Here is an 18,592-nt window from a genome sequence, read left to right as displayed (position 1 = left end):
CGCTTGCACATTGGACCTTGAACATGACATCGAATCAATCTGGAGTAGCCCCATGAAAAAATCAAAACTGGTGATGGTCGGCAATGGCATGGCCGGCGTTCGCACCCTTGAGGAGCTGCTCAAGGTCGCCCCCGACCTCTACGACATCACGGTCTTCGGCGCCGAGCCCCATCCCAACTACAACCGCATCCTGCTCAGCCCCGTGCTGGCCGGTGAGCAGACGCTCGACGAAATCGTGCTGAACAGCTGGGACTGGTACAAGGACAACCACATCACGCTGCATGCCGGCAAAAAAGTGGTTGAAGTGGACCGCATCAAGCGCGTGGTCCGCGCCGAAGACGGCACCGAAGAGGAATACGACCGCCTGCTGATGTGCACCGGCTCCAACCCCTTCATCCTCCCCGTGCCCGGCAAAGACCTCAAGGGCGTGATTGCCTACCGCGACATCGCCGACACCAACGAGATGATCGCCACAGCCCAAAAGTACAAAAAAGCGGTGGTCATCGGCGGCGGCCTGCTGGGCCTGGAAGCGGCCAATGGCCTGATGCTGCGCGGCATGGAAGTCACCGTGGTGCACGTCATGCCCTGGCTGATGGAGCGCCAGCTTGACGACGTGGCGGGCAAGCTGCTGCAGAAATCGCTGGAAGACCGCGGCCTCAAGTTCATGATCGGCGCGCAGACGCAGGAACTCGTGGGTGGTGAAGACGGCCGCGTGACGGCGATCAAATTCAAGGATGGCATGGAAGTGGCCACTGACCTCGTGGTCATGGCAGTCGGCATCCGGCCGAACACCCAGCTGGCTGAGTCCATGCGCCTGCACTGCAACAAGGGCATCGTGGTCAACGACACCATGCAGACCGTCACCGATGCGCGCATCTACTCGGTCGGCGAATGCGCAGCGCACCGCGGCATTGCCTATGGCCTGGTGGCTCCGCTGTTCGAACAGGCCAAGGTTGCGGCCAACCACCTGGCGCAGTTCGGCATAGGCCGTTATTCCGGTTCGCTCACGTCCACCAAACTGAAAGTCACCGGCATCGACCTTTTCAGCGCCGGCGAATTCATGGGTGGTAGCGGCGCTGAAGAAATCGTGATGAGCGACCCCTTCGGCGGCGTCTACAAAAAACTCGTCATCAAGGACGACAAACTCATCGGCGCCTGCCTTTACGGCGACACCGTGGACGGCAGCTACTACTTCAAGCTGCTGCGTGATGGCCGCAGTGTGGCCGACATCCGCGACAAGCTGATTTTCGGAGAGTCCAACCTCGGCGACGCCGGCCACGAAGGCCAGAACAAGGCCGCACTGATGGCCGACGACGCCGAAGTCTGCGGCTGCAACGGCGTCAACAAGGGCACGATCTGCAAGGCCATCAAGGAAAAAGGCCTTTTCACGCTTGACGAAGTGCGCAAGCACACCAAGGCCAGCGCCTCGTGCGGCTCCTGCACCGGGCTGGTGGAGCAGATCCTGATGTTCACCGCGGGCGGCGACTACTCGGCCACGCCCAAGCTCAAGGCCATGTGCGCCTGCACCGACCACGGCCACCAGGCGGTGCGTGACGCCATCCGCGCCAACAAGCTGCTGAGCATCTCGGACACCTTCAAGTTCATGGACTGGAAGACGCCCAACGGCTGCGCCACCTGCCGCCCTGCCGTCAACTACTACCTGATCAGCACCTGGCCCAAGCAGGCCAAGGACGACCCGCAAAGCCGCTTCATCAACGAACGCAGCCACGCCAACATCCAGAAAGACGGTACCTACAGCGTCATCCCGCGCATGTGGGGCGGCGAAACCACGGCCAGCGAGTTGCGCCGCATTGCGGATGCAGTCGACAAATACAAGATCCCGACCGTCAAGGTGACAGGCGGTCAGCGCATCGACTTGCTGGGCGTCAAGAAAGAAGATTTGCAAAACGTCTGGAAAGACATCGGCATGCCTTCGGGCCACGCCTACGCCAAGGCCCTGCGCACGGTCAAAACCTGCGTGGGCAGCGAATGGTGCCGCATGGGTACGCAGGACAGCACGCAAATGGGCAAGGACCTGGAGCGCGCCATGTGGCGCATGTATGCACCGCACAAGGTCAAGTTTGCCGTGAGCGGTTGCCCGCGCAACTGCGCCGAGTCCGGCATCAAGGACGTCGGCATCATCGGCGTCGATTCGGGCTGGGAGATGTACATCGCCGGCAACGGCGGCATCAAGACGGAAGTGGCCCACTTCTTCACCAAGCTCAAGACCGCGGCCGAGGTGCTCGAATACACCGGCGCCTTCTGCGAGCTCTACCGCCAGGAAGGCTGGTACCTCGAGCGCACGGTGCATTACGTCAACCGCGTCGGCCTGGACTATGTGAAGAAAAAAATCCTGGAAGACCACGAAGGCCGCAAAGCCCTGTGGGAGCAGTTGCAGTTTGCGCTGGACGGCGAGCCGGACCCCTGGTTTGACCTGAAAGAAGCGTCGGTGGACGCCCGTCAGTTCGAAAAACTCACGCCCGCCTGACCGGCTGCCCGTCTTAAGCCCGAATTGAGAGATCACTATGTCTGAATGGAAAAAAATCTGCCTGGTCACCGACATCCCGGTGCTCGGCTCGCGACGTGTCTCACGCGCCAAAGGTATTGATGTGGCCGTGTTCCGCAATGACCAGGACCAGGTGTTTGCGCTGCTGGACCGCTGCCCGCACAAGGGCGGCCCGCTGTCGCAGGGCATCGTGTTCGGCACCAGCGTGGCCTGTCCCCTGCACAACTGGACCATAGGCCTGGCGGACGGCTGCGCCAAGCAGCCCGACGAAGGCTGCACGCCCAAATTCACCTGCAAGGTAGAAACAGGCCAGGTCTTCCTGGACGCTGTCGAGCTGGACACGCTGGCGCTGGATTTGCAGCCCCCTCGCGCCGGCCCGGGTGCAACCAGTGGCGCATTGGGCGACGAAAGCTTCAGCGTGCAGGCGCCTCACACGGCATAAGCCGCATCACCGGAATAAACGCGAAGGCTCCCTGAACATTCATGACTGATACCCGATCAACTTGCCCGTATTGCGGTGTCGGCTGCGATCTAACAGCTCATGCTGTTGATCGCTTTGCGATGCACGACAAAGGCCGCAGCCTTGGCTTCGTCCATCATGGCTGAGACCCGGTCAACTTGCCCCTATTGCGGTGTCGGCTGCGGCGTCATCATTGAATCGCAAGGCGACGAAATCACCGGGGTACGCGGTGACCCGGATCACCCGGCCAATTTCGGGCGGCTGTGCACCAAGGGCTCAACGCTGGCGCTGACCGCGACGGCGGCCGTTACGCGACAGACGCGCTTGCTGCAGCCGATGCGGCGCGAACATCGGCATGAAGCGCCCAAGCCGGTGTCCTGGGACAACGCGCTCGGCTTTGCCAGCGAAAGCTTTGCGCAGATCATCCGCGAGCATGGGCCCGATGCGGTCGGTTTTTACATTTCAGGCCAATTGCTGACGGAAGACTATTACGTCTTCAACAAGCTGGCCAAGGGCCTGATCGGCACCAACAACGTCGACACCAACTCGCGCCTGTGCATGAGCAGCGCGGTGGCGGGTTACAAACAAACGCTGGGCGCAGACGCACCGCCTGCCTGCTACGACGACGTGAATCATGCGCAGTGCATTTTTATCGTCGGCAGCAACACCGCCTACGCGCACCCCATCCTGTTTCGCCGCATTGAAGACGCCAAGGCCGCGAACCCCGCGCTCAAGATCATTTTTTGCGACCCGCGCCGCACCGACACGGCCGAGATCGCCGACCTCTACCTGGGCATACAGCCGGGCACCGATGTGTCGCTCTTTAACGGCATGCTGCACATCATGCTGTGGGAAGGCTGGGTTGACGCGGCCTACATTGCGGCGCACACCACGGGCTTTGACGCGCTCAAGGCCACGGTGCGCGACTACACGCCCGACCTGGTGGCCGAAACCTGCGGCATCAAAAAAGAAGACCTGCTGGCCGCGGCCAAACTCTTCGCCACCTCGACGGCCACGCTGAGCCTGTACTGCCAGGGCCTGAACCAGTCCAGCAGCGGCACCGCCAAGAATGCCGCACTCATCAACCTGCACCTGGCCACAGGCCAGATCGGCAAGGCAGGCGCCGGCCCCTTTTCATTGACGGGGCAGCCCAATGCCATGGGCGGGCGCGAAGTGGGCGGCCTGGCCAACCTGCTGAGCGCGCACCGCGACCTGGCCAACCCCGATCACCGCGCCGAAGTCGCTGCGCTGTGGGGCGTGCCATCGGTGCCAGAGACACCGGGCAAGACAGCTGTTGAAATGTTCCAGGCCGCGGCGGACGGCGAGATCAAGGCGCTGTGGATTGCCTGTACCAACCCGGCCCAGTCGATGCCGGACCAGGCCACCGTACGCCGCGCCATGGAGCGCGCCGAGCTGGTGATCGTGCAGGAGGCTTTTTCCACCACGTCGAGCTGCGACTACGCCGACCTGCTGCTGCCGGCCACGACCTGGGGTGAAAAGATCGGCACGGTGACCAACAGCGAGCGCCGCATCAGCCGCGTGCGGCCGGCCGTGGCTGCACCAGGCCAGACGCGCCACGACTGGTCCATCGCGGTGGACTTTGCACAGCGGCTTGAAAAGCTGCTGCCCAGCCGCGCGGCAGCCGGCGCCACCCTCTTCCCCTATTCGCTGGCCGAGGAAGCATCAGGCGCGGAAACCATCTGGAACGAGCACCGCGAATCCACCCGCGGCCGCGACCTCGACATCACCGGCTTGAGTTACGCACTGCTCGACGACGCACCGCAACAGTGGCCCTTCAAGACGGGCGACACGGCGGGCAAAGTGCGGCTGTATGAAGACGGCGTGTTCCCCACCGCCGACGGCAAGGCCCGCTTTGTCAACACGGTCTACAAGCCGGTAGCCGAGCCGCGCGAATCGCGTTATCCGTTTTCGCTTACCACCGGCCGGCTGCGCGACCAGTGGCACGGCATGAGCCGCACCGGCACGCTGGGGCGCTTGTTCGGCCACGTGGCCGAACCCTCGATTCAAATGAACGTGCAGGACATGGCGCGGCGCCTGCTGAAAGACGGCGATCTGGTGCATGTCACGTCCAAGCGTGGCTCCATCGTGGTGCCGCTGCAGTCTTCACCTGAAGTGGCAGTAAGCCAGGCTTTCATGGCCATGCACTGGGGCGAAGAGTATTTAAGCGGTCAGTCGACCGGCGGCACGCCGCTGGCAGGCGTCAATGCGCTGACCACGTCGGCTTATTGCCCGAGCTCCAAACAGCCCGAGCTCAAGCACGCAGCGGTGAAGATCCTCAAAGCCGAAATGCCGTGGACGCTGCTAGCGATGGCCTGGTTGCCCGAGGGCGATGCGCTGGCGGCGCGTGAGCAGCTCAAGCCGCTGATGGCGCAATTTCCCTTCACCAGCTGCGTGCCGTTTTCCAACAACACACCGCTGGCCGACCGCAGCCTCGAACGCACCGGCGTGCTGTTTCGCGCGGCCAGCCATGAGGCGCCGCCTGACGAAACACTGGCCGCGCTGGAACGCATTCTCGGGTTGGATGCGGCCGATGTGCTGCGCTACGCCGACCGCAAAAAAGGCCAGCGCCGCACCATGCGACTGATGCGCAGCGAAGGCGACGTCCACCTCGCCGGCTTTGTACTGGCGGGCGACACCAGCGCCCAGGCCTGGATCAAAACCTTGCTGCAGGACGAGCTGGCCGCGCAATCGTATGGACGCCTGTTGCTGCTGCCCGGCGCCAAGCCACCGGTGGCGGTGCAGTCGCGCGGCAAGCCGGTGTGCACCTGCTTTAACGTCAGCGACATGGCCATCGACGAGCACTTGTCGCTGTTAGTGGCCGGTGGTGGCGGCGCCGGCCATCTGGGCACTGATGAAGAGCGCCTGGCCTCGCTGCAATCCACGCTGAAGTGCGGCACCAATTGCGGCTCCTGTGTGCCCGAACTCAAACGCCGGGTGCGGTCATCGCGCAACGACGCGCCGCCTTCAGCACCCCGTACCGTGATCCCTATCCGGCAAGTGGCTTAAGCTCATAACAAGAAGTTATCTGCATTGGCGGACAATCACGCTTATGGGCATTAGCCAATACATCAAGGAAATCGGTCGCGGCAAGGATGGCGCCCGCGCTTTGTCACGCGAGCAGGCTACGGACCTGATGGGTCAGGTGCTCGACGGCACCGTGACTGATCTGGAAATCGGCGGCTTTTGCCTGGCCATGCGCATCAAGGGTGAAACGCCCGAAGAGATGGCGGGTTTCCTCGATGCGCTGCACCAGCGCCTCAATCATCTGCCCGCCGGCGACAGCCCCACGGTGGTGCTGCCCAGCTACAACGGCGCCCGCAAGCTGCCGGTGCTCACGCCGCTGCTGGCGCTGTTGCTGGCGCGTGAAGGCGTTCCGGTGCTTATCCACGGCACACCCACCGAATCGAGCCGGGTTTTTGCATCAGAAGTGCTCCTGGCCCTTGACATACGAGCGCAAGCTGCTATTAATAAGATAGCAAACGGCGAAGTGGCCTTTGCACCGACCGAGCTGCTGCTGCCTGCGTTAAAGCGCCTCCTGGACGTGCGCCGCGCCGTAGGCCTGCGCAACCCGGCGCACAGCCTGGTCAAGATCATGACGCCCTGCCTGGGCAAGAGCCTGGTGGTGAGCAGCTACACGCACCCAGAATACGCCGTGTCGATGGCGCAGACCTTTGAGCTGACGGGCGCCAATGCATTGCTGCTGCGTGGCACCGAAGGCGAAGTGGTGGCCGACGCGCGCCGCATGCCGCAGATGGACGCCTTTATCGGCGGGCAGCGCTCACTCCTGCAAGAAACCCAGGCCGGCACGCTGGCCTCCATCCCCGACTTTCCCAAAACAGTGGACGCAGCCGCCACAGCGGACTACATTCGCGCCGTGCTCGCAGGCGACGTACCTGTGCCGCCTTCGATCGCCCGTCAGGTGGAACATATCTTGCACTTGCTTCCTCAAATCAAGCCGCCTCACATCACGACATCATGAACAACGGAAAAGTCACTTTGGTAGGCGCCGGCCCCGGCGACCCGGAACTATTGACCCTCAAGGCCCTCAAGGCCATCCAGCGCGCGACCGTGCTGCTGGTGGACGACCTGGTCAGCGACGAGATCGTAGCGTTTGCGCGGCCCGAAGCCCGCGTCGTGTATGTGGGCAAGCGCGGCGGCTGCAAGTCCACACCCCAGGCCTTTATTGAAAAGCTCATGCTGATGGCCGCGCGCGAGGGCGAAGACGTCGTGCGGCTCAAGGGCGGCGACCCATTCATTTTCGGCCGCGGCGGCGAAGAAGTTGAGCACCTGCGCGCCGCGGGCATTGAAGTGGAAATCATCAACGGCATCACCGCCGGCCTGGCCGCCGTCACTTCGCTGGGTGTGCCGCTCACGCACCGCGAGCATGCGCATGGCGTGGTGTTTGTCACCGGGCATGCCAAACCCGGCGACACCGGCACCGACTGGAAGGCCCTGGCCGCCACCGCGCACAGCGCACGCCTGACGCTGGTGATCTACATGGGCGTCAGCGGCGCGGAGCGCATCCAGGACGAACTTCTCTCCGGCTTGCCAGCCTCGACACCGGTCGCCGTGGTGCAGAACGCCTCATTGCCGGGCCAGCGCCACATCACCGCCACGCTGGGCACGCTCGCGCAGGCGCTTGGTCAGGCCGGCATGGCCAGCCCGGCCGTGATCGTCGTAGGCGACGTGATCAGCGGCGTCGCACTGGCCGCCAGCCACCCGCACGCGGTACGCGCAGCCTGAGCTTCAGCGCCGCTAAGCTGGCGACCCGCGCGTCCCTGCGCCAACCGGGTATGCACGGCTACACTCCCGACATCAAAACAACAGCAGAGGGAACGGCGCGATGCTTGAAAAACTCAATGAATTGACGGAAAGCCACGGCGAGCTGCGCCGCGGCAAGGGCCTCATGAGCGGGGTGATCGCTCTCAGCCTGGGTGTGCTGTGCTTTCTGGGCGTGCTGGCCTTTCACTTTCCCGAATACCTCACCACGCCGGAACTGCGCAAAAGCTACAACGTCGACATCATCCGCATCGTGATGTTCACCTCGCTGGTGATTGCCGGTGGCATCTCGCTGGTCAACATCATCTTCAACCGCTCGCGCTGGCTGGCCGGCGCCGCCTTTTTGCTGGTGGTGGCCACCGCGCTGCTGGGCGGGCACAAGGTGCCGGTGAACGACTTCGCCGACAACACGCCTTACATCGGCCTGGACTGGTTCATCCTCGACCTGCTGGGCTCCTCGCTGATCTTCATCTTCATTGAAAAGCTGTTTGCGCTGCGCAAGGAGCAGCCGGTGTTTCGCGCCGAATGGCAAACCGACTTTCACCACTTCATCGTCAACCACATGATCGTGGGCTTTGTGCTGTTGGCGACCAATTTGCTGGTGCACAAGTTCTTCGGCTGGGCCGCCAACGACGGCCTACGCGGCTGGGTGCAGGGCCTGCCCTTCTGGGGCGGCGTGTTGCTGATCGTGCTGGTGGCCGACCTGGTGCAGTACTGGACGCACCGCGCCTACCACGAGGTGCCGGTGCTGTGGCGCCTGCACGCGGTGCACCACAGCGCCAAAAGCATGGACTGGCTCGCCGGCTCGCGCCAGCACATCCTGGAGCTCTTGATCACCCGTACGCTCATCCTGGCACCCATCTACGTGCTGGGCTTTTCCAAGGAAGTGATCGACGCCTACATCGTCATCGTCGGCTTCCAGGCGGTCTTCAACCATGCCAACGTGAGCGTGCGCCTCGGCCCGCTGCGCTACGTCATCGTCACGCCCAACTTCCACCACTGGCACCATAGCCAGGATCAGGAAGCACTGGACCGCAATTACTCGGCCCACTATGCCTTCATCGACTACCTCTTCGGCACAGCCGTGAAAAGCACCCGGCTCTGGCCGGAGCGCTACGGCGTGCTGGGCGACTACGTGCCGAATGGCTTTTTGAAGCAACTGAAGTTTCCTTTCACATGGAAAGGTTGAAGCGCCGATGATTTGCTATGGTTTTTATAGCTGCTTGCGCCCGTTCACATTGATCCAGAGGCTGATTTGACACATCAATTCGATGTGGTTGTGATTGGCGCGGGTGCTGCCGGCCTGTTTTGCGCGGCCCAGGCGGGCCAGCGCGGCTTGAAAGTGCTGCTGGTCGATCACAGCGAAAAGGTCGCCGAAAAAATTCGGATCTCGGGCGGTGGCCGCTGCAACTTCACCAACCGCGACGCCACGCCCGCCAACTTCCTGAGCGAGAACCCGCACTTCTGCCGTTCGGCCCTGTCGCGTTACACCCCGCAGGATTTCATCGCCCTGCTGCAGCGCTACAACATCCCCTTTCACGAAAAGCACAAGGGCCAGCTGTTTTGCGACCGTTCGGCCGAAGACGTCATCAACATGCTGCTGGCCGAATGCGATGCCGGGCAGGTGACGCGCTGGCAACCGTGCAGCATAAAATCCATCAAATATGGCCTAACCCCAATAAAGGCGGGCGCAAGCAGCTATCAAATTGAGAGCAATCAGGGTGGAATTGAAACACCGCAGGTGGTCATCGCCACTGGTGGGCTTTCCATTCCGAAGATCGGGGCCACCGATTTCGGCTACCGCATCGCCAGACAGTTCGACCTGCGGCTGGTGGAGCCTCGCGCCGCGCTGGTGCCGCTGACCTTCGACGGCGAAGCCTGGGCGCCCTATGCCCAGCTGGCCGGCCTGGCGCTGCCGGTGCTGATCGAGACCAGCCCCGCCGACGCGACGCCCAAGCAACGCAAAAAGGCCGTGGTTTTTTCGGAAGACCTGCTCTTCACCCACCGCGGCCTGAGCGGCCCGGCAGTCCTGCAAATCTCCAGCTTCTGGCGCGAAGGCCAGCCCATCCGCATCAACCTGGCACCCGGCGTGGACCTTCCGGCCCTGCTGCTGCCCGCCAAGGCCACTTCCAAAAAACTGATCGCCAACGAACTCGCCACCCTGGTGCCCAGCCGCCTGGCCGACGCGTGGGTCAGCCAGGACCCTGCCCTGCAGCGCCCCATCAGCGAAGCCACCGACAAGGCCTTGCTGGCCCTTGCGCAACGCCTGGCCGACTGGGAACTCACCCCCAACGGCTCCGAAGGCTACAAAAAGGCCGAAGTCACCGTTGGCGGCGTAGACACCCGCGATTTATCCTCCCAGACCCTGGAATCGAAGCAGCCAGGCCTCTATTTCATCGGCGAAGTCGTCGACGTCACCGGCTGGCTCGGCGGTTACAACTTCCAGTGGGCGTGGGCCAGCGCCCMCGCCTGCGCGGGGGCGCKGGCCGCCCGCGCGGTAGCCGAATAGGACCAAAAAGGCCACAAAACACAGCCCCAGCCCCAGGGTTTCATGCAAGCCAGGGCCGCGGAACCGGCTTCGCCGGGCCGCAGGCGCAGCGCCCCCTCGGGGGGCAGCGCAGTACACGAAGTGACAAGCGTGGGGGTGGTATATAATCCAAGGCTTTGCTAGCAAACCCGCGCCTGGCCTGATCCTGATCAGATCAATTAAGGCGCACCTTTTGGATCAACTGAACAATGACCACCATCCGTGTAAAAGACAATGAGCCCTTCGACGTGGCTCTGCGCCGTTTCAAGCGCACCATTGAAAAACTCGGCCTGCTGACCGACCTGCGCGCCCGCGAGTTTTACGAAAAACCAACGGCAGAGCGCAAGCGCAAGAAGGCAGCCGCCGTCAAGCGCAACTACAAGCGTATCCGCTCGATGCAATTGCCGAAAAAGCTGTACTAATCTTTAGTACCGCCTCACGGCAACAAAAAGCCCGCACGAGGACGCTCTGCGGGCTTTTGTGTTTTTGGCGCAATGCACCACCCCACCCTATTCGCTTCAGGAGCATCACCAATGTCAGCACTCAAAGACCAGATCACCGAAGACATGAAGACCGCCATGCGCGCCAAGGACAGCGAGCGCTTGGGCACCATCCGCCTGTTGCTGGCCGCCCTCAAGCAAAAAGAGGTAGATGAGCGCGTGGTGCTGGACGACGCAGCCGTGGTCGCCATCGTCGACAAGCTGATCAAGCAGCGCAAGGACTCGCTCGAAGCTTTCCAGAAGGCTGAGCGCAAGGACCTGGCCGACAAGGAAGCAGCCGAGCTGGTCGTGCTGCAGGCCTACCTGCCCGCGCGCCTGAGCGCCGACGAAGTCGCCGCCGCCGTGAAAGCCATCGTCGCCGAACTGGGCGCCACCGGCCCCGGCGACATGGGCAAGGTCATGGGCGCAGTGAAAGCCAAACTCGCCGGCAAAGCCGACATGGGCCAGGTCTCGGCAGCGGTGAAGGCCGCGCTGGCGGGCTAAACAGAGCAGCCGGCGGTTACACCCCTCTTAGGCCAGTCCGAGCCGCGGAACCGGCTTCGCCGGGCCGCAGGCGGGGCGCCCCCTCGGGGGGCAGCGCATTACACGAAGTGAAAAGCGTGGGGGCCCTAACTCCCGGCGACCTTCATCCGGTTGACGAGAATCGAGCCCACGGTTTTGGCGCCGTAGTTGTAGGCGTCCGCACCCACCGCCTCAATGCCCATCAGCATGTCCTTGAGGTTGCCCGCAATCGTGATTTCCTCGACCGGAAAGGCGATGCGGCCATTCTCGACCCAGAAACCCGAAGCGCCGCGTGAGTAGTCACCCGTCACATAGTTCACGCCCTGCCCCATCAGCTCGGTCACAAAAAGGCCGCGGCCCAGCTTGCGCAGCATGGCGTCCAGGTCGTCGCCCTTGCGGGTATGGCGGCTGGTCATGATGAGGTTGTGTGAGCCGCCGGCGTTGCCGGTGGTGCGCATGCCCAGCTTGCGGGCTGAGTAAGTGCTCAGGAAATAGCCCTCAACGCGGCCGGCTTCCACCACCTGTCGTGCCTTGGTCTTGACGCCCTCTTCGTCAAAGGGTGCGCTGCCCTTGCCCTTGCGCAGGTGCGGGTCTTCGGCGATGTCGATGTGTTTGGGAAAAGCCGGCTTGCCCAGGCTGTCGGCCAGGAAGGTGCTTTTGCGGTACAGCGCACCGCCGCTCACGGCCTGCACAAAGCCGCCCAGCAGGCCCGCAGCCAGCGGCGACTCAAACAGCACCGGGCATTGCGTGGTCGGGATTTTGCGGCTCTTGAGCCGTGCCAGTGCACGCTCGGCGGCATAGCGGCCTACCGCTTCGGGGGCCGCCAATTCACCCGCGTCACGCATGGAGCTGTACCAGGCATCTCGCTGCATCTGGTCGCCCTTGCCGGCAATCGGCGCCACCGAAATGCTGTGGCGCGAACTGGCGTAACCGCCGCGAAAGCCCTTGGTATGCGCACTGAAAAAATGGCTTTGCTGCGCCGACACACCGGCGCCTTCGCTGTTGGTGATCAGGCGGCTGGTACTCAGGGCGGCGGCTTCGCACTGCAGGGCGAGCTGGGCGGCTTCTTCCGAATTGATGGACCAGGGGTGAAAGAGGTCGAGCGCCGGATGCACGCGCGCGATGTCGCGGTCATCGGGCAGGCCGGAGGTTTCGTCTTCCGCCGTGAAACGCGCGATGTCGTAGGCCGCTTTCACGGTCTGTTCAATCGCCGCCTTGGAAAAGTCGCTGGTGGCGGCATTGCCGCGCTTTTTGCCGATGTAGACGGTGATGCCCAGCGACTTGTCGCGGTTGCGCTCGACGTTTTCAAGCTCGCCCTTGCGCACGCTGACTGAGAGCCCGCAGCCTTCGGAGGCTTCCGCGGCGGCATCGGTGGCCCCCAGTTTTTTGGCATGGCCAAGGGCACTGTCGACGAGTTCCTCGAAAAAATCGCGGTGGTAGCTGAAACCGGATTCGGGTTGGGCTGACTGGCTCTTGGGGCCCGGGACGGGGCGGGAAGCACTGCGAGTTGCGCCGCTGGCGCGAGAAGAAGCTTTTTGGGTCATATGGGTAGCTATGATACTGACTGCTATGAACAACAAGACTCCCAAGGCCATCAAGGGCTACTGGTCCAACGGCCGCTTCGTCAAACCCGAGGAAATCGCGCTTGAAGAAGTCGGCCCGCCCAGCAAAACCCAGCTCAAGGCCGAGGCCGACGAAAAACAGGCGCTCGGTGAAGCGCTGCTGACGCTGCGCGCCGATTTGATGGCGCGCCTGGATCTGCCCGACAAGCTGCGCGACGCAATTGCCGACGCAAAAAAGATCACGAACTTCGAGGGCAGGCGCCGCCAGATGCAGTTCATCGGCAAGCTGATGCGCCCGCTGGACCCTGACCCCATCCGCGAAGCGATCAACGAGCAGCTCAACGGATCGGCCGACCTGACGCTGGCCCTGCACCTGGCCGAGCAATGGCGCGACAAGCTGATCGCCGACGACGCCGCGCTGGGTGCCTGGCTCGAAGAACACCCCGGCACCGACTCCCAGCAACTGCGCGCGCTGGTCCGCCAGGCCCGCAAGGATGCCAAGCCCGAAAAACCCGGCGAAGCACCGCGCCACGGCAAGTCCTACCGCGAGATTTTCCAGCTGGTCAGGCAAGGCATGGCTCGAGGTCCTGAAGATGGCGAGGAGCCAGAAGCGTGAGCAGCGCCTTTGACGCGGTGAAGATTGGTATTGTCTCGGTCAGCGACCGCGCATCCGCCGGCGTCTATGTCGACAAAGGCCTGCCGGCACTCAAGGACTGGCTCACCCGCGCCCTGCGCAACCCCATCACCTTTGAAGAGCGCCTGATCCCCGACGAGCAGGCGGGTATCAGCGCCGCATTGATTGAGTTGGTCGACACCGGCTGCTCGCTCGTGCTGACGACCGGCGGCACTGGCCCCGCGCTGCGCGACGTGACGCCCGAAGCCACGCTGGCTGTTGCCCACAAGGAAATGCCGGGTTTTGGCGAGCAGATGCGGCAGATCAGCCTGAAGTTTGTGCCCACAGCCATTTTGTCGCGCCAGTGCGCCGTCATACGCGACAAATGCCTGATCATGAACCTGCCGGGCCAGCCCAAATCGATTGCGGAAACCCTCGAAGGATTGAAAAACGCCGACGGTTCCCAGTCTGTGGCGGGCATCTTCGCGGCCGTGCCTTATTGCATCGACCTGATCGGCGGCCCTTACCTGGAAACCGATGAAGCGGTGTGCCGGGCGTTCAGGCCCAAAAGCGCGGTGCGCCCGCCGCGCTGAACCTTGCCGCCCGCCGGTTTGGGCCTGGCCTCTTTCTCACGTAGTATTCGGGCTTTACAACACGAGGAGCTGAGATGGACGACCTGATTGAAACGCCGAGCAAGGAATCGAAAAACACCGCCGTGCTGATCTGGATCGGAACCCTGTTTCTGGGTTTCATTCCGGGGCTGATTGTCTACCTGGTGAAAAAGGACGACGCCTATATCCTGGACCAGTCCAAGGAAGCGCTGAACTGGTCGATCACCGCGACCATCGGCTATGTGGCGGCAATGATCCTGACCTTTGTGCTGATCGGCTTTCTGGTGTTCGCGGCGCTGGGCATCTGCCACCTGGTGTTCTGTGTCATGGGCGCGCTGGGCGCCTCCAACGGCAAGGCCTTCCGTGTGCCTTTCGCGCTTCGCCTGATCAACTGAAGCCCACCGGCGAAAACAAAAAAGGAAGGGCTCGCCCTTCCTTTTTTTTGCCCGTCTTATTCGCCTGCCTGTCTCACCGCCTTATTTACCGACCAGCTGATTGAGCTTGTCGGCTTCAAAGGTTTCCGTAAGCGCGGCGTCCTGCGGCACGCAATCCTTGCTCATGGCCGTCTGCGGTCCGGAGAGTTTCTCAATCGCTTGCCACAGCAGGGCGATCTGGTGCTCCTGGCCGGCGGCGCTGTCGATCAGCCCGCGCATGGCTTGGGACAGCGGGTCATCCTCTTGCGTGATGCCATAAGCCGAAAACTGGGTAATGGTGACGTCGGCGCTTTCCCCGGTCTTGGAGGGAATGATGCGCGCCGGGATGCCCACCGCCGTGGCGCCTGCCGGAACCGGCTTGATCACCACTGCGTTGCTGCCAATCTTGGCGCCGTCACCCACCAGGAAACCGCCAAGCACCTTGGCTCCCGCACTCACCACCACATCGCGGCCCAGTGTCGGGTGGCGTTTGGTGCCTTTGTACAGCGAGGTACCGCCCAGAGTCACGCCCTGGTAGATCGTGCAACCATCACCGATTTCCGCGGTTTCGCCAATGACGACGCCCATGGCATGGTCGAAAAACACACGTTCACCAATTTTGGCGCCGGGGTGGATTTCAATGCCGGTTACCCAGCGTGAAAAATGCGAAATGAAACGGCCCAGCCACTTGAAACCGTGGTTCCAGCACCAATGCGCCCGGCGGTGCAGCACCTGCGCATGCACGCCGGGGTAGCAGGTCAGTGCTTCCCAGGCCGTACGCGCGGCAGGGTCGCGGTCAAGAATGCACTGGATGTCGGAGCGAAGTCGGGAAAACATAGGCGAAGTCTACTGAGGCTGTGAACTGCTTGCTGGGACCACGCTTTTGCCCCTGGCTTCGGAGGCCTTCTGCAGCATGGCTTTGGCCACACCGCGCAGGATGTGGATTTCCTCGGGGCTGAGCTGGGCACGGTTGAACAGCTGGTTCAGGCGCGGCATCAGTTTTTTGGGCGAGGCCGGATCCAGGAAGCCGATGCCGGTCAAGGCCTCCTCCCAGTGCCTGAGCATGCCCGCCACTGCGGCCGCGTCGGCCAGCGTGGGTTCGGCCGTGGCCGGCTGCACGCTGAAGCCGCCCAGCGCCTGTCGCCAGTCGTAGGCGATCAGCTGCACGGCGGCGCCCAGATTGAGCGAGCCGAACTTCGGGTCGGTCGGAATACTCAGCGCCACATGGCAGCGGTAAACGTCCTCGTTCTGCATACCAAAACGCTCGGAACCAAATAGAAAAGCAACCGAATCGGGTCTTTGGGCAATGGTGACGGGCGCGAGCAGCTCCTCTTTTGATAGCAGACCTGCCTGACCCAGCAGCTGCGCAAAGTGCTGGCGCGGCGCCCGCGTGGGCGGGCCAAAGTCGCGTGGCGTCATGGCGGTGGCGCACAGGTGCGCCATGCCGTCCACGGCTTCGTCCAGGGTGGCCACGATACGGGCGTTTTTGAGCACGTCGAGCGCGCCGCTGGCCCGCTGGATGGTTTCTTCGCGGTTGAGCACATTGGCCCAGCGCGGCGCCACCAGCACCAGGTCGTCAAAGCCCATGGTTTTCATGGCACGGGCCGTGGCCCCCACATTGCCCGCATGGCTGGTATTGATCAGGATGAATCGCGTGTGCATGGAGCTGGATTGTCCTATGCCGGCGGCTTCAGGACGCGGAGCAATGCCTCCACCTTCGGCGACTTCGCCCCTTTGCGCCAGATCAGGTCCGTCTGGGCGCAATCGCTGCCCGGCGGTAATGCGTGGATACTGAGCCGGCCCCGCTCCGGAAAGGTTGCCAGCACGCTGCGCGGCACCAGCGAAATGCCCATGCCCACCACCACGCAGCCCAGCATGGCATGGTAGGACGTGATTTCAATCGTCTGCACCGGCATGCTGTTTTTCAGCAAGTACCAGGCTTCCAGCCGCGCGCGATGCGGGCAGCCCTTTTCAAAAGCCACCATGGCACGCGGCGGCTCGCTGTGGGTCGCCGTGACAGGCGGATGCCCGGCGCTCGCAACAATGACCAGTTCCTCGGTGTAAATCGCCTCCCGTTCAAAGGGACCCTCCGCAATAGCCCCCGTGACCAGCGCCGCGTCCATCTCCCCCGCCAGCACAGCTGCGGCCAGTTGCTGCGGGTTGCCGGTTTTAAGCGCGAGCCTGATTTCCGGATAGAGACGCACAAAATCGCTCAGAGGGGCCGGCAACCGCACAGCCGAAGTGCTTTCCATGGCACCGAGCACAAATGCGCCGCGCGGCTGCCCTCCCTGCACAGCATCGCGTGCTTCCTCAGCCAGGCTGATCAGGCGTCCGGCATAGTCCAGCAACACCTGCCCAGCTGGCGACAGGTGCAGCCGCTTCCCCTCACGGATAAAAAGCGGCACCCCGAGCTTTTCTTCCAGCTGACGGATACGCGTCGTGATGTTGGATTGCACGCGGTGCAAGCGCTCGGCGGCACGTGTCACACCGCCCGCCTCCACCACGGCACGAAAAATAACCAGGTCGCTCAACTCCATGATCTCTTATGAAGATATTAATTATCTTTATTATTCATTTTTCAGAATGAATTGTCACGCGTATCGTCCAGCCTTCATTACTTCACACCACCCAAGGAACAAGAATGGCAAAGGCTTATTGGATCGTGCGCGTCTCGGTACGCAATATCGAGGAATATCCTCGTTACCTCACGGCGGCGCGGCCGGCCTTCGAGAAGTTCGGCGCACGCTTTCTGGTGCGCGGCGGCACGTACCAATGCATGGAGGGCAACTCACGCGAGCGCAACGTCGTCGTGGAGTTCGCCGACATGGCGACCGCCCAGGCCTGTTATGCCAGCCCCGAATACCAGGCAGCCCGGGCAATCCGGCAGCAACACGCTGACACGGATTTCCTGATCGCGGAAGGCGCCTAGAACTGATTCCCGGGCGATTGGGACGCGATATCGACCCTGGTAAGGAGTTAAGAAAGGACGGTTCGCGTTTATGGGAAAATACCGGCATTGCCCGCCGCCCGCATCGCCGGCGCCGGTTCGTTCCGCTCTTCCCTACAAGTTATGTCCAGCAATCTCCACCCCATGCTCAACGTGGCCATCAAGGCTGCGCGCGCTGCAGGCGCCATCATCAACCGTGCGGCGCTTGACGTCGAATCGGTTCGCATATCGGTCAAGCAGACCAACGACTTTGTCACCGAGATCGATCAGGCCGCGGAAGCCGCGATCATCGAAACGCTGCTGACGGCCTACCCCGGCCATGGCATCCTCGCCGAAGAATCCGGTAGCGAGCACGGCGCCAAAGACTCCGACTTCGTGTGGATCATCGACCCGCTGGACGGCACCACCAACTTCATCCACGGCTTTCCCGTTTATTGCGTCAGCATCGCGCTGGCCGTCAAGGGCAAGGTTGAGCAAGCCGTGGTGTATGACCCCACCCGCAACGACATTTTTTGCGCCACCAAAGGCCGCGGCGCCTACATGAACGACCGCCGCATCCGTGTAGCCAAGCGCACCCGGCTGCAGGAATGCCTGATCTCGACGGGCTTCCCTTACCGTCCCGGTGACAAGCTCAAAAGCTATCTCAACATGCTCGGTGAAGTCATGAGCCAGTGCGCCGGCGTGCGCCGCCCGGGCGCTGCGGCGCTGGACCTGGCCTACGTGGCAGCGGGCTTCAGCGACGGCTTTTTTGAAACCGGCCTCAAGCCCTGGGATGTGGCGGCCGGCTCACTGCTGGTCACCGAGGCCGGCGGCCTGATCGGCAACTTTACCGGCGAGGCTGACTTCATCGACCACGGCGAATGCGTGGCCGGCAATCCGCGCATTTACGGGCAGATGGTGGCCACTTTGGGTAAATACAGCAAATTTGCCGGCGCCGGCGACAAAGCCACGGTACGGCAGGCCCTGCAGGAAGACACTGTGAGCACCGAGACCGCCGACGCCACCGCCCAGCCCGCAGACAAACCAAAGCTGACCGCCAAAAAGATCAAGGCCCCCGCGGCACGCCCCGACACCACACCGGACGCACCCTTCTAGCACCAGCCGTTGTAGGCAAAGGCCGCGATGAAGGCTTGAGCCGTATGGCCTCAGCTA

Annotated in this window: 19 protein-coding genes; 15 read left to right on the top strand and 4 right to left on the bottom strand. The window is 62.8% G+C overall.

Annotated elements, in window-relative coordinates; genetic code table 11:
- Positions 1-52 precede the first annotated feature (52 nt).
- The 10 genes from nirB (at position 53) to AC1D1J_RS13985 (ending at position 11,276) form a co-directional block, all read left to right on the top strand.
- Positions 53-2,488 carry a nitrite reductase large subunit NirB gene (gene nirB / locus AC1D1J_RS14030; RefSeq protein ID WP_477694979.1) on the top strand — a complete coding sequence of 812 codons (2,436 nt, stop codon included), beginning with the start codon at positions 53-55 and terminating at the stop codon, positions 2,486-2,488.
- Positions 2,489-2,525: 37 nt separating this feature from the next.
- Positions 2,526-2,948, top strand: coding sequence for a nitrite reductase small subunit NirD (gene nirD / locus AC1D1J_RS14025; protein ID WP_457279086.1), 423 nt, complete (start codon positions 2,526-2,528; stop codon positions 2,946-2,948).
- Between the two features lie 41 nt (positions 2,949-2,989).
- The gene (locus tag AC1D1J_RS14020) at positions 2,990-3,112 is read left to right on the top strand and encodes a hypothetical protein (protein WP_457279087.1); all 123 of its coding nucleotides are present in this window, start codon (positions 2,990-2,992) and stop codon (positions 3,110-3,112) included.
- A complete protein-coding gene (locus AC1D1J_RS14015; protein WP_477694978.1) occupies positions 3,105-5,993 on the top strand; it encodes a nitrate reductase in 2,889 nt (962 codons plus the stop codon). Before AC1D1J_RS14020 ends, AC1D1J_RS14015 begins: the two co-directional genes overlap by 8 nt.
- A gap of 43 nt (positions 5,994-6,036) precedes the next feature.
- On the top strand, positions 6,037-6,966 hold the full coding sequence (ybiB, locus tag AC1D1J_RS14010; protein ID WP_477694977.1) for a DNA-binding protein YbiB: 930 nt from the start codon (positions 6,037-6,039) through the stop codon (positions 6,964-6,966).
- Positions 6,963-7,730: a uroporphyrinogen-III C-methyltransferase gene (gene cobA, locus AC1D1J_RS14005; protein ID WP_477694976.1), complete on the top strand. Its 768-nt coding sequence runs from the start codon at positions 6,963-6,965 to the stop codon at positions 7,728-7,730. The genes ybiB and cobA overlap by 4 nt, the downstream gene beginning before the upstream one ends.
- A 100-nt stretch (positions 7,731-7,830) precedes the next feature.
- On the top strand, positions 7,831-8,955 hold the full coding sequence (locus AC1D1J_RS14000) for a sterol desaturase family protein (RefSeq protein WP_477694975.1): 1,125 nt from the start codon (positions 7,831-7,833) through the stop codon (positions 8,953-8,955).
- A gap of 66 nt (positions 8,956-9,021) precedes the next feature.
- Positions 9,022-10,275 (top strand): BaiN/RdsA family NAD(P)/FAD-dependent oxidoreductase, encoded by a 1,254-nt coding sequence (locus tag AC1D1J_RS13995; protein ID WP_477694974.1) that lies wholly within the window; start codon positions 9,022-9,024, stop codon positions 10,273-10,275.
- Between the two features lie 227 nt (positions 10,276-10,502).
- Complete coding sequence (rpsU, locus tag AC1D1J_RS13990; RefSeq protein WP_007872347.1) at positions 10,503-10,715, top strand: 30S ribosomal protein S21; 213 nt, start codon at positions 10,503-10,505, stop codon at positions 10,713-10,715.
- A 111-nt stretch (positions 10,716-10,826) separates the two neighbouring features.
- The gene (locus AC1D1J_RS13985; protein ID WP_477666378.1) at positions 10,827-11,276 is read left to right on the top strand and encodes a GatB/YqeY domain-containing protein; all 450 of its coding nucleotides are present in this window, start codon (positions 10,827-10,829) and stop codon (positions 11,274-11,276) included.
- A 125-nt stretch (positions 11,277-11,401) separates the two neighbouring features.
- Here the strand turns inward: AC1D1J_RS13985 and pmbA are convergent, their stop codons facing one another.
- Positions 11,402-12,838 (bottom strand): metalloprotease PmbA, encoded by a 1,437-nt coding sequence (gene pmbA / locus AC1D1J_RS13980; RefSeq protein ID WP_457279095.1) that lies wholly within the window; start codon positions 12,836-12,838, stop codon positions 11,402-11,404.
- Between the two features lie 25 nt (positions 12,839-12,863).
- On the opposite strand from pmbA, the gene yjgA reads away from it, so the two are divergent.
- From yjgA to AC1D1J_RS13965, 3 genes are all read left to right on the top strand, one after another.
- A complete protein-coding gene (yjgA, locus tag AC1D1J_RS13975; protein ID WP_477686661.1) occupies positions 12,864-13,472 on the top strand; it encodes a ribosome biogenesis factor YjgA in 609 nt (202 codons plus the stop codon).
- Entirely contained in the window at positions 13,469-14,062 is a 594-nt protein-coding gene (mog, locus tag AC1D1J_RS13970) for a molybdopterin adenylyltransferase (RefSeq protein ID WP_477686660.1), read from the top strand. The genes yjgA and mog overlap by 4 nt, the downstream gene beginning before the upstream one ends.
- A 74-nt stretch (positions 14,063-14,136) precedes the next feature.
- On the top strand, positions 14,137-14,475 hold the full coding sequence (locus tag AC1D1J_RS13965; RefSeq protein ID WP_477648091.1) for a DUF4870 domain-containing protein: 339 nt from the start codon (positions 14,137-14,139) through the stop codon (positions 14,473-14,475).
- A gap of 81 nt (positions 14,476-14,556) precedes the next feature.
- On the opposite strand, the gene cysE is transcribed toward AC1D1J_RS13965, so the two are convergent.
- The 3 genes from cysE to AC1D1J_RS13950 are packed head-to-tail and all read right to left on the bottom strand — an operon-like array spanning position 14,557 to position 17,030.
- Entirely contained in the window at positions 14,557-15,330 is a 774-nt protein-coding gene (gene cysE, locus AC1D1J_RS13960; RefSeq protein ID WP_457279099.1) for a serine O-acetyltransferase, read from the bottom strand.
- Positions 15,331-15,339: 9 nt separating this feature from the next.
- A complete protein-coding gene (locus AC1D1J_RS13955; protein WP_477694973.1) occupies positions 15,340-16,155 on the bottom strand; it encodes an RNA methyltransferase in 816 nt (271 codons plus the stop codon).
- Between the two features lie 14 nt (positions 16,156-16,169).
- Positions 16,170-17,030, bottom strand: a complete 861-nt coding sequence (locus AC1D1J_RS13950) for a LysR family transcriptional regulator (RefSeq protein ID WP_477686658.1) — start codon at positions 17,028-17,030, stop codon at positions 16,170-16,172.
- 104 nt (positions 17,031-17,134) lie between these two features.
- On the opposite strand from AC1D1J_RS13950, the gene AC1D1J_RS13945 reads away from it, so the two are divergent.
- Positions 17,135-17,422 carry a DUF1330 domain-containing protein gene (locus tag AC1D1J_RS13945; RefSeq protein WP_477686657.1) on the top strand — a complete coding sequence of 96 codons (288 nt, stop codon included), beginning with the start codon at positions 17,135-17,137 and terminating at the stop codon, positions 17,420-17,422.
- Between the two features lie 141 nt (positions 17,423-17,563).
- Positions 17,564-18,535 carry an inositol monophosphatase family protein gene (locus AC1D1J_RS13940; protein ID WP_477686656.1) on the top strand — a complete coding sequence of 324 codons (972 nt, stop codon included), beginning with the start codon at positions 17,564-17,566 and terminating at the stop codon, positions 18,533-18,535.
- Positions 18,536-18,592 lie beyond the last annotated feature (57 nt).

This window comes from Polaromonas sp. P1_F8 (assembly GCF_056405635.1).
Note: the sequence above shows the minus strand (reverse complement) of the source record. Positions and strands in the feature narration are given on the sequence as shown.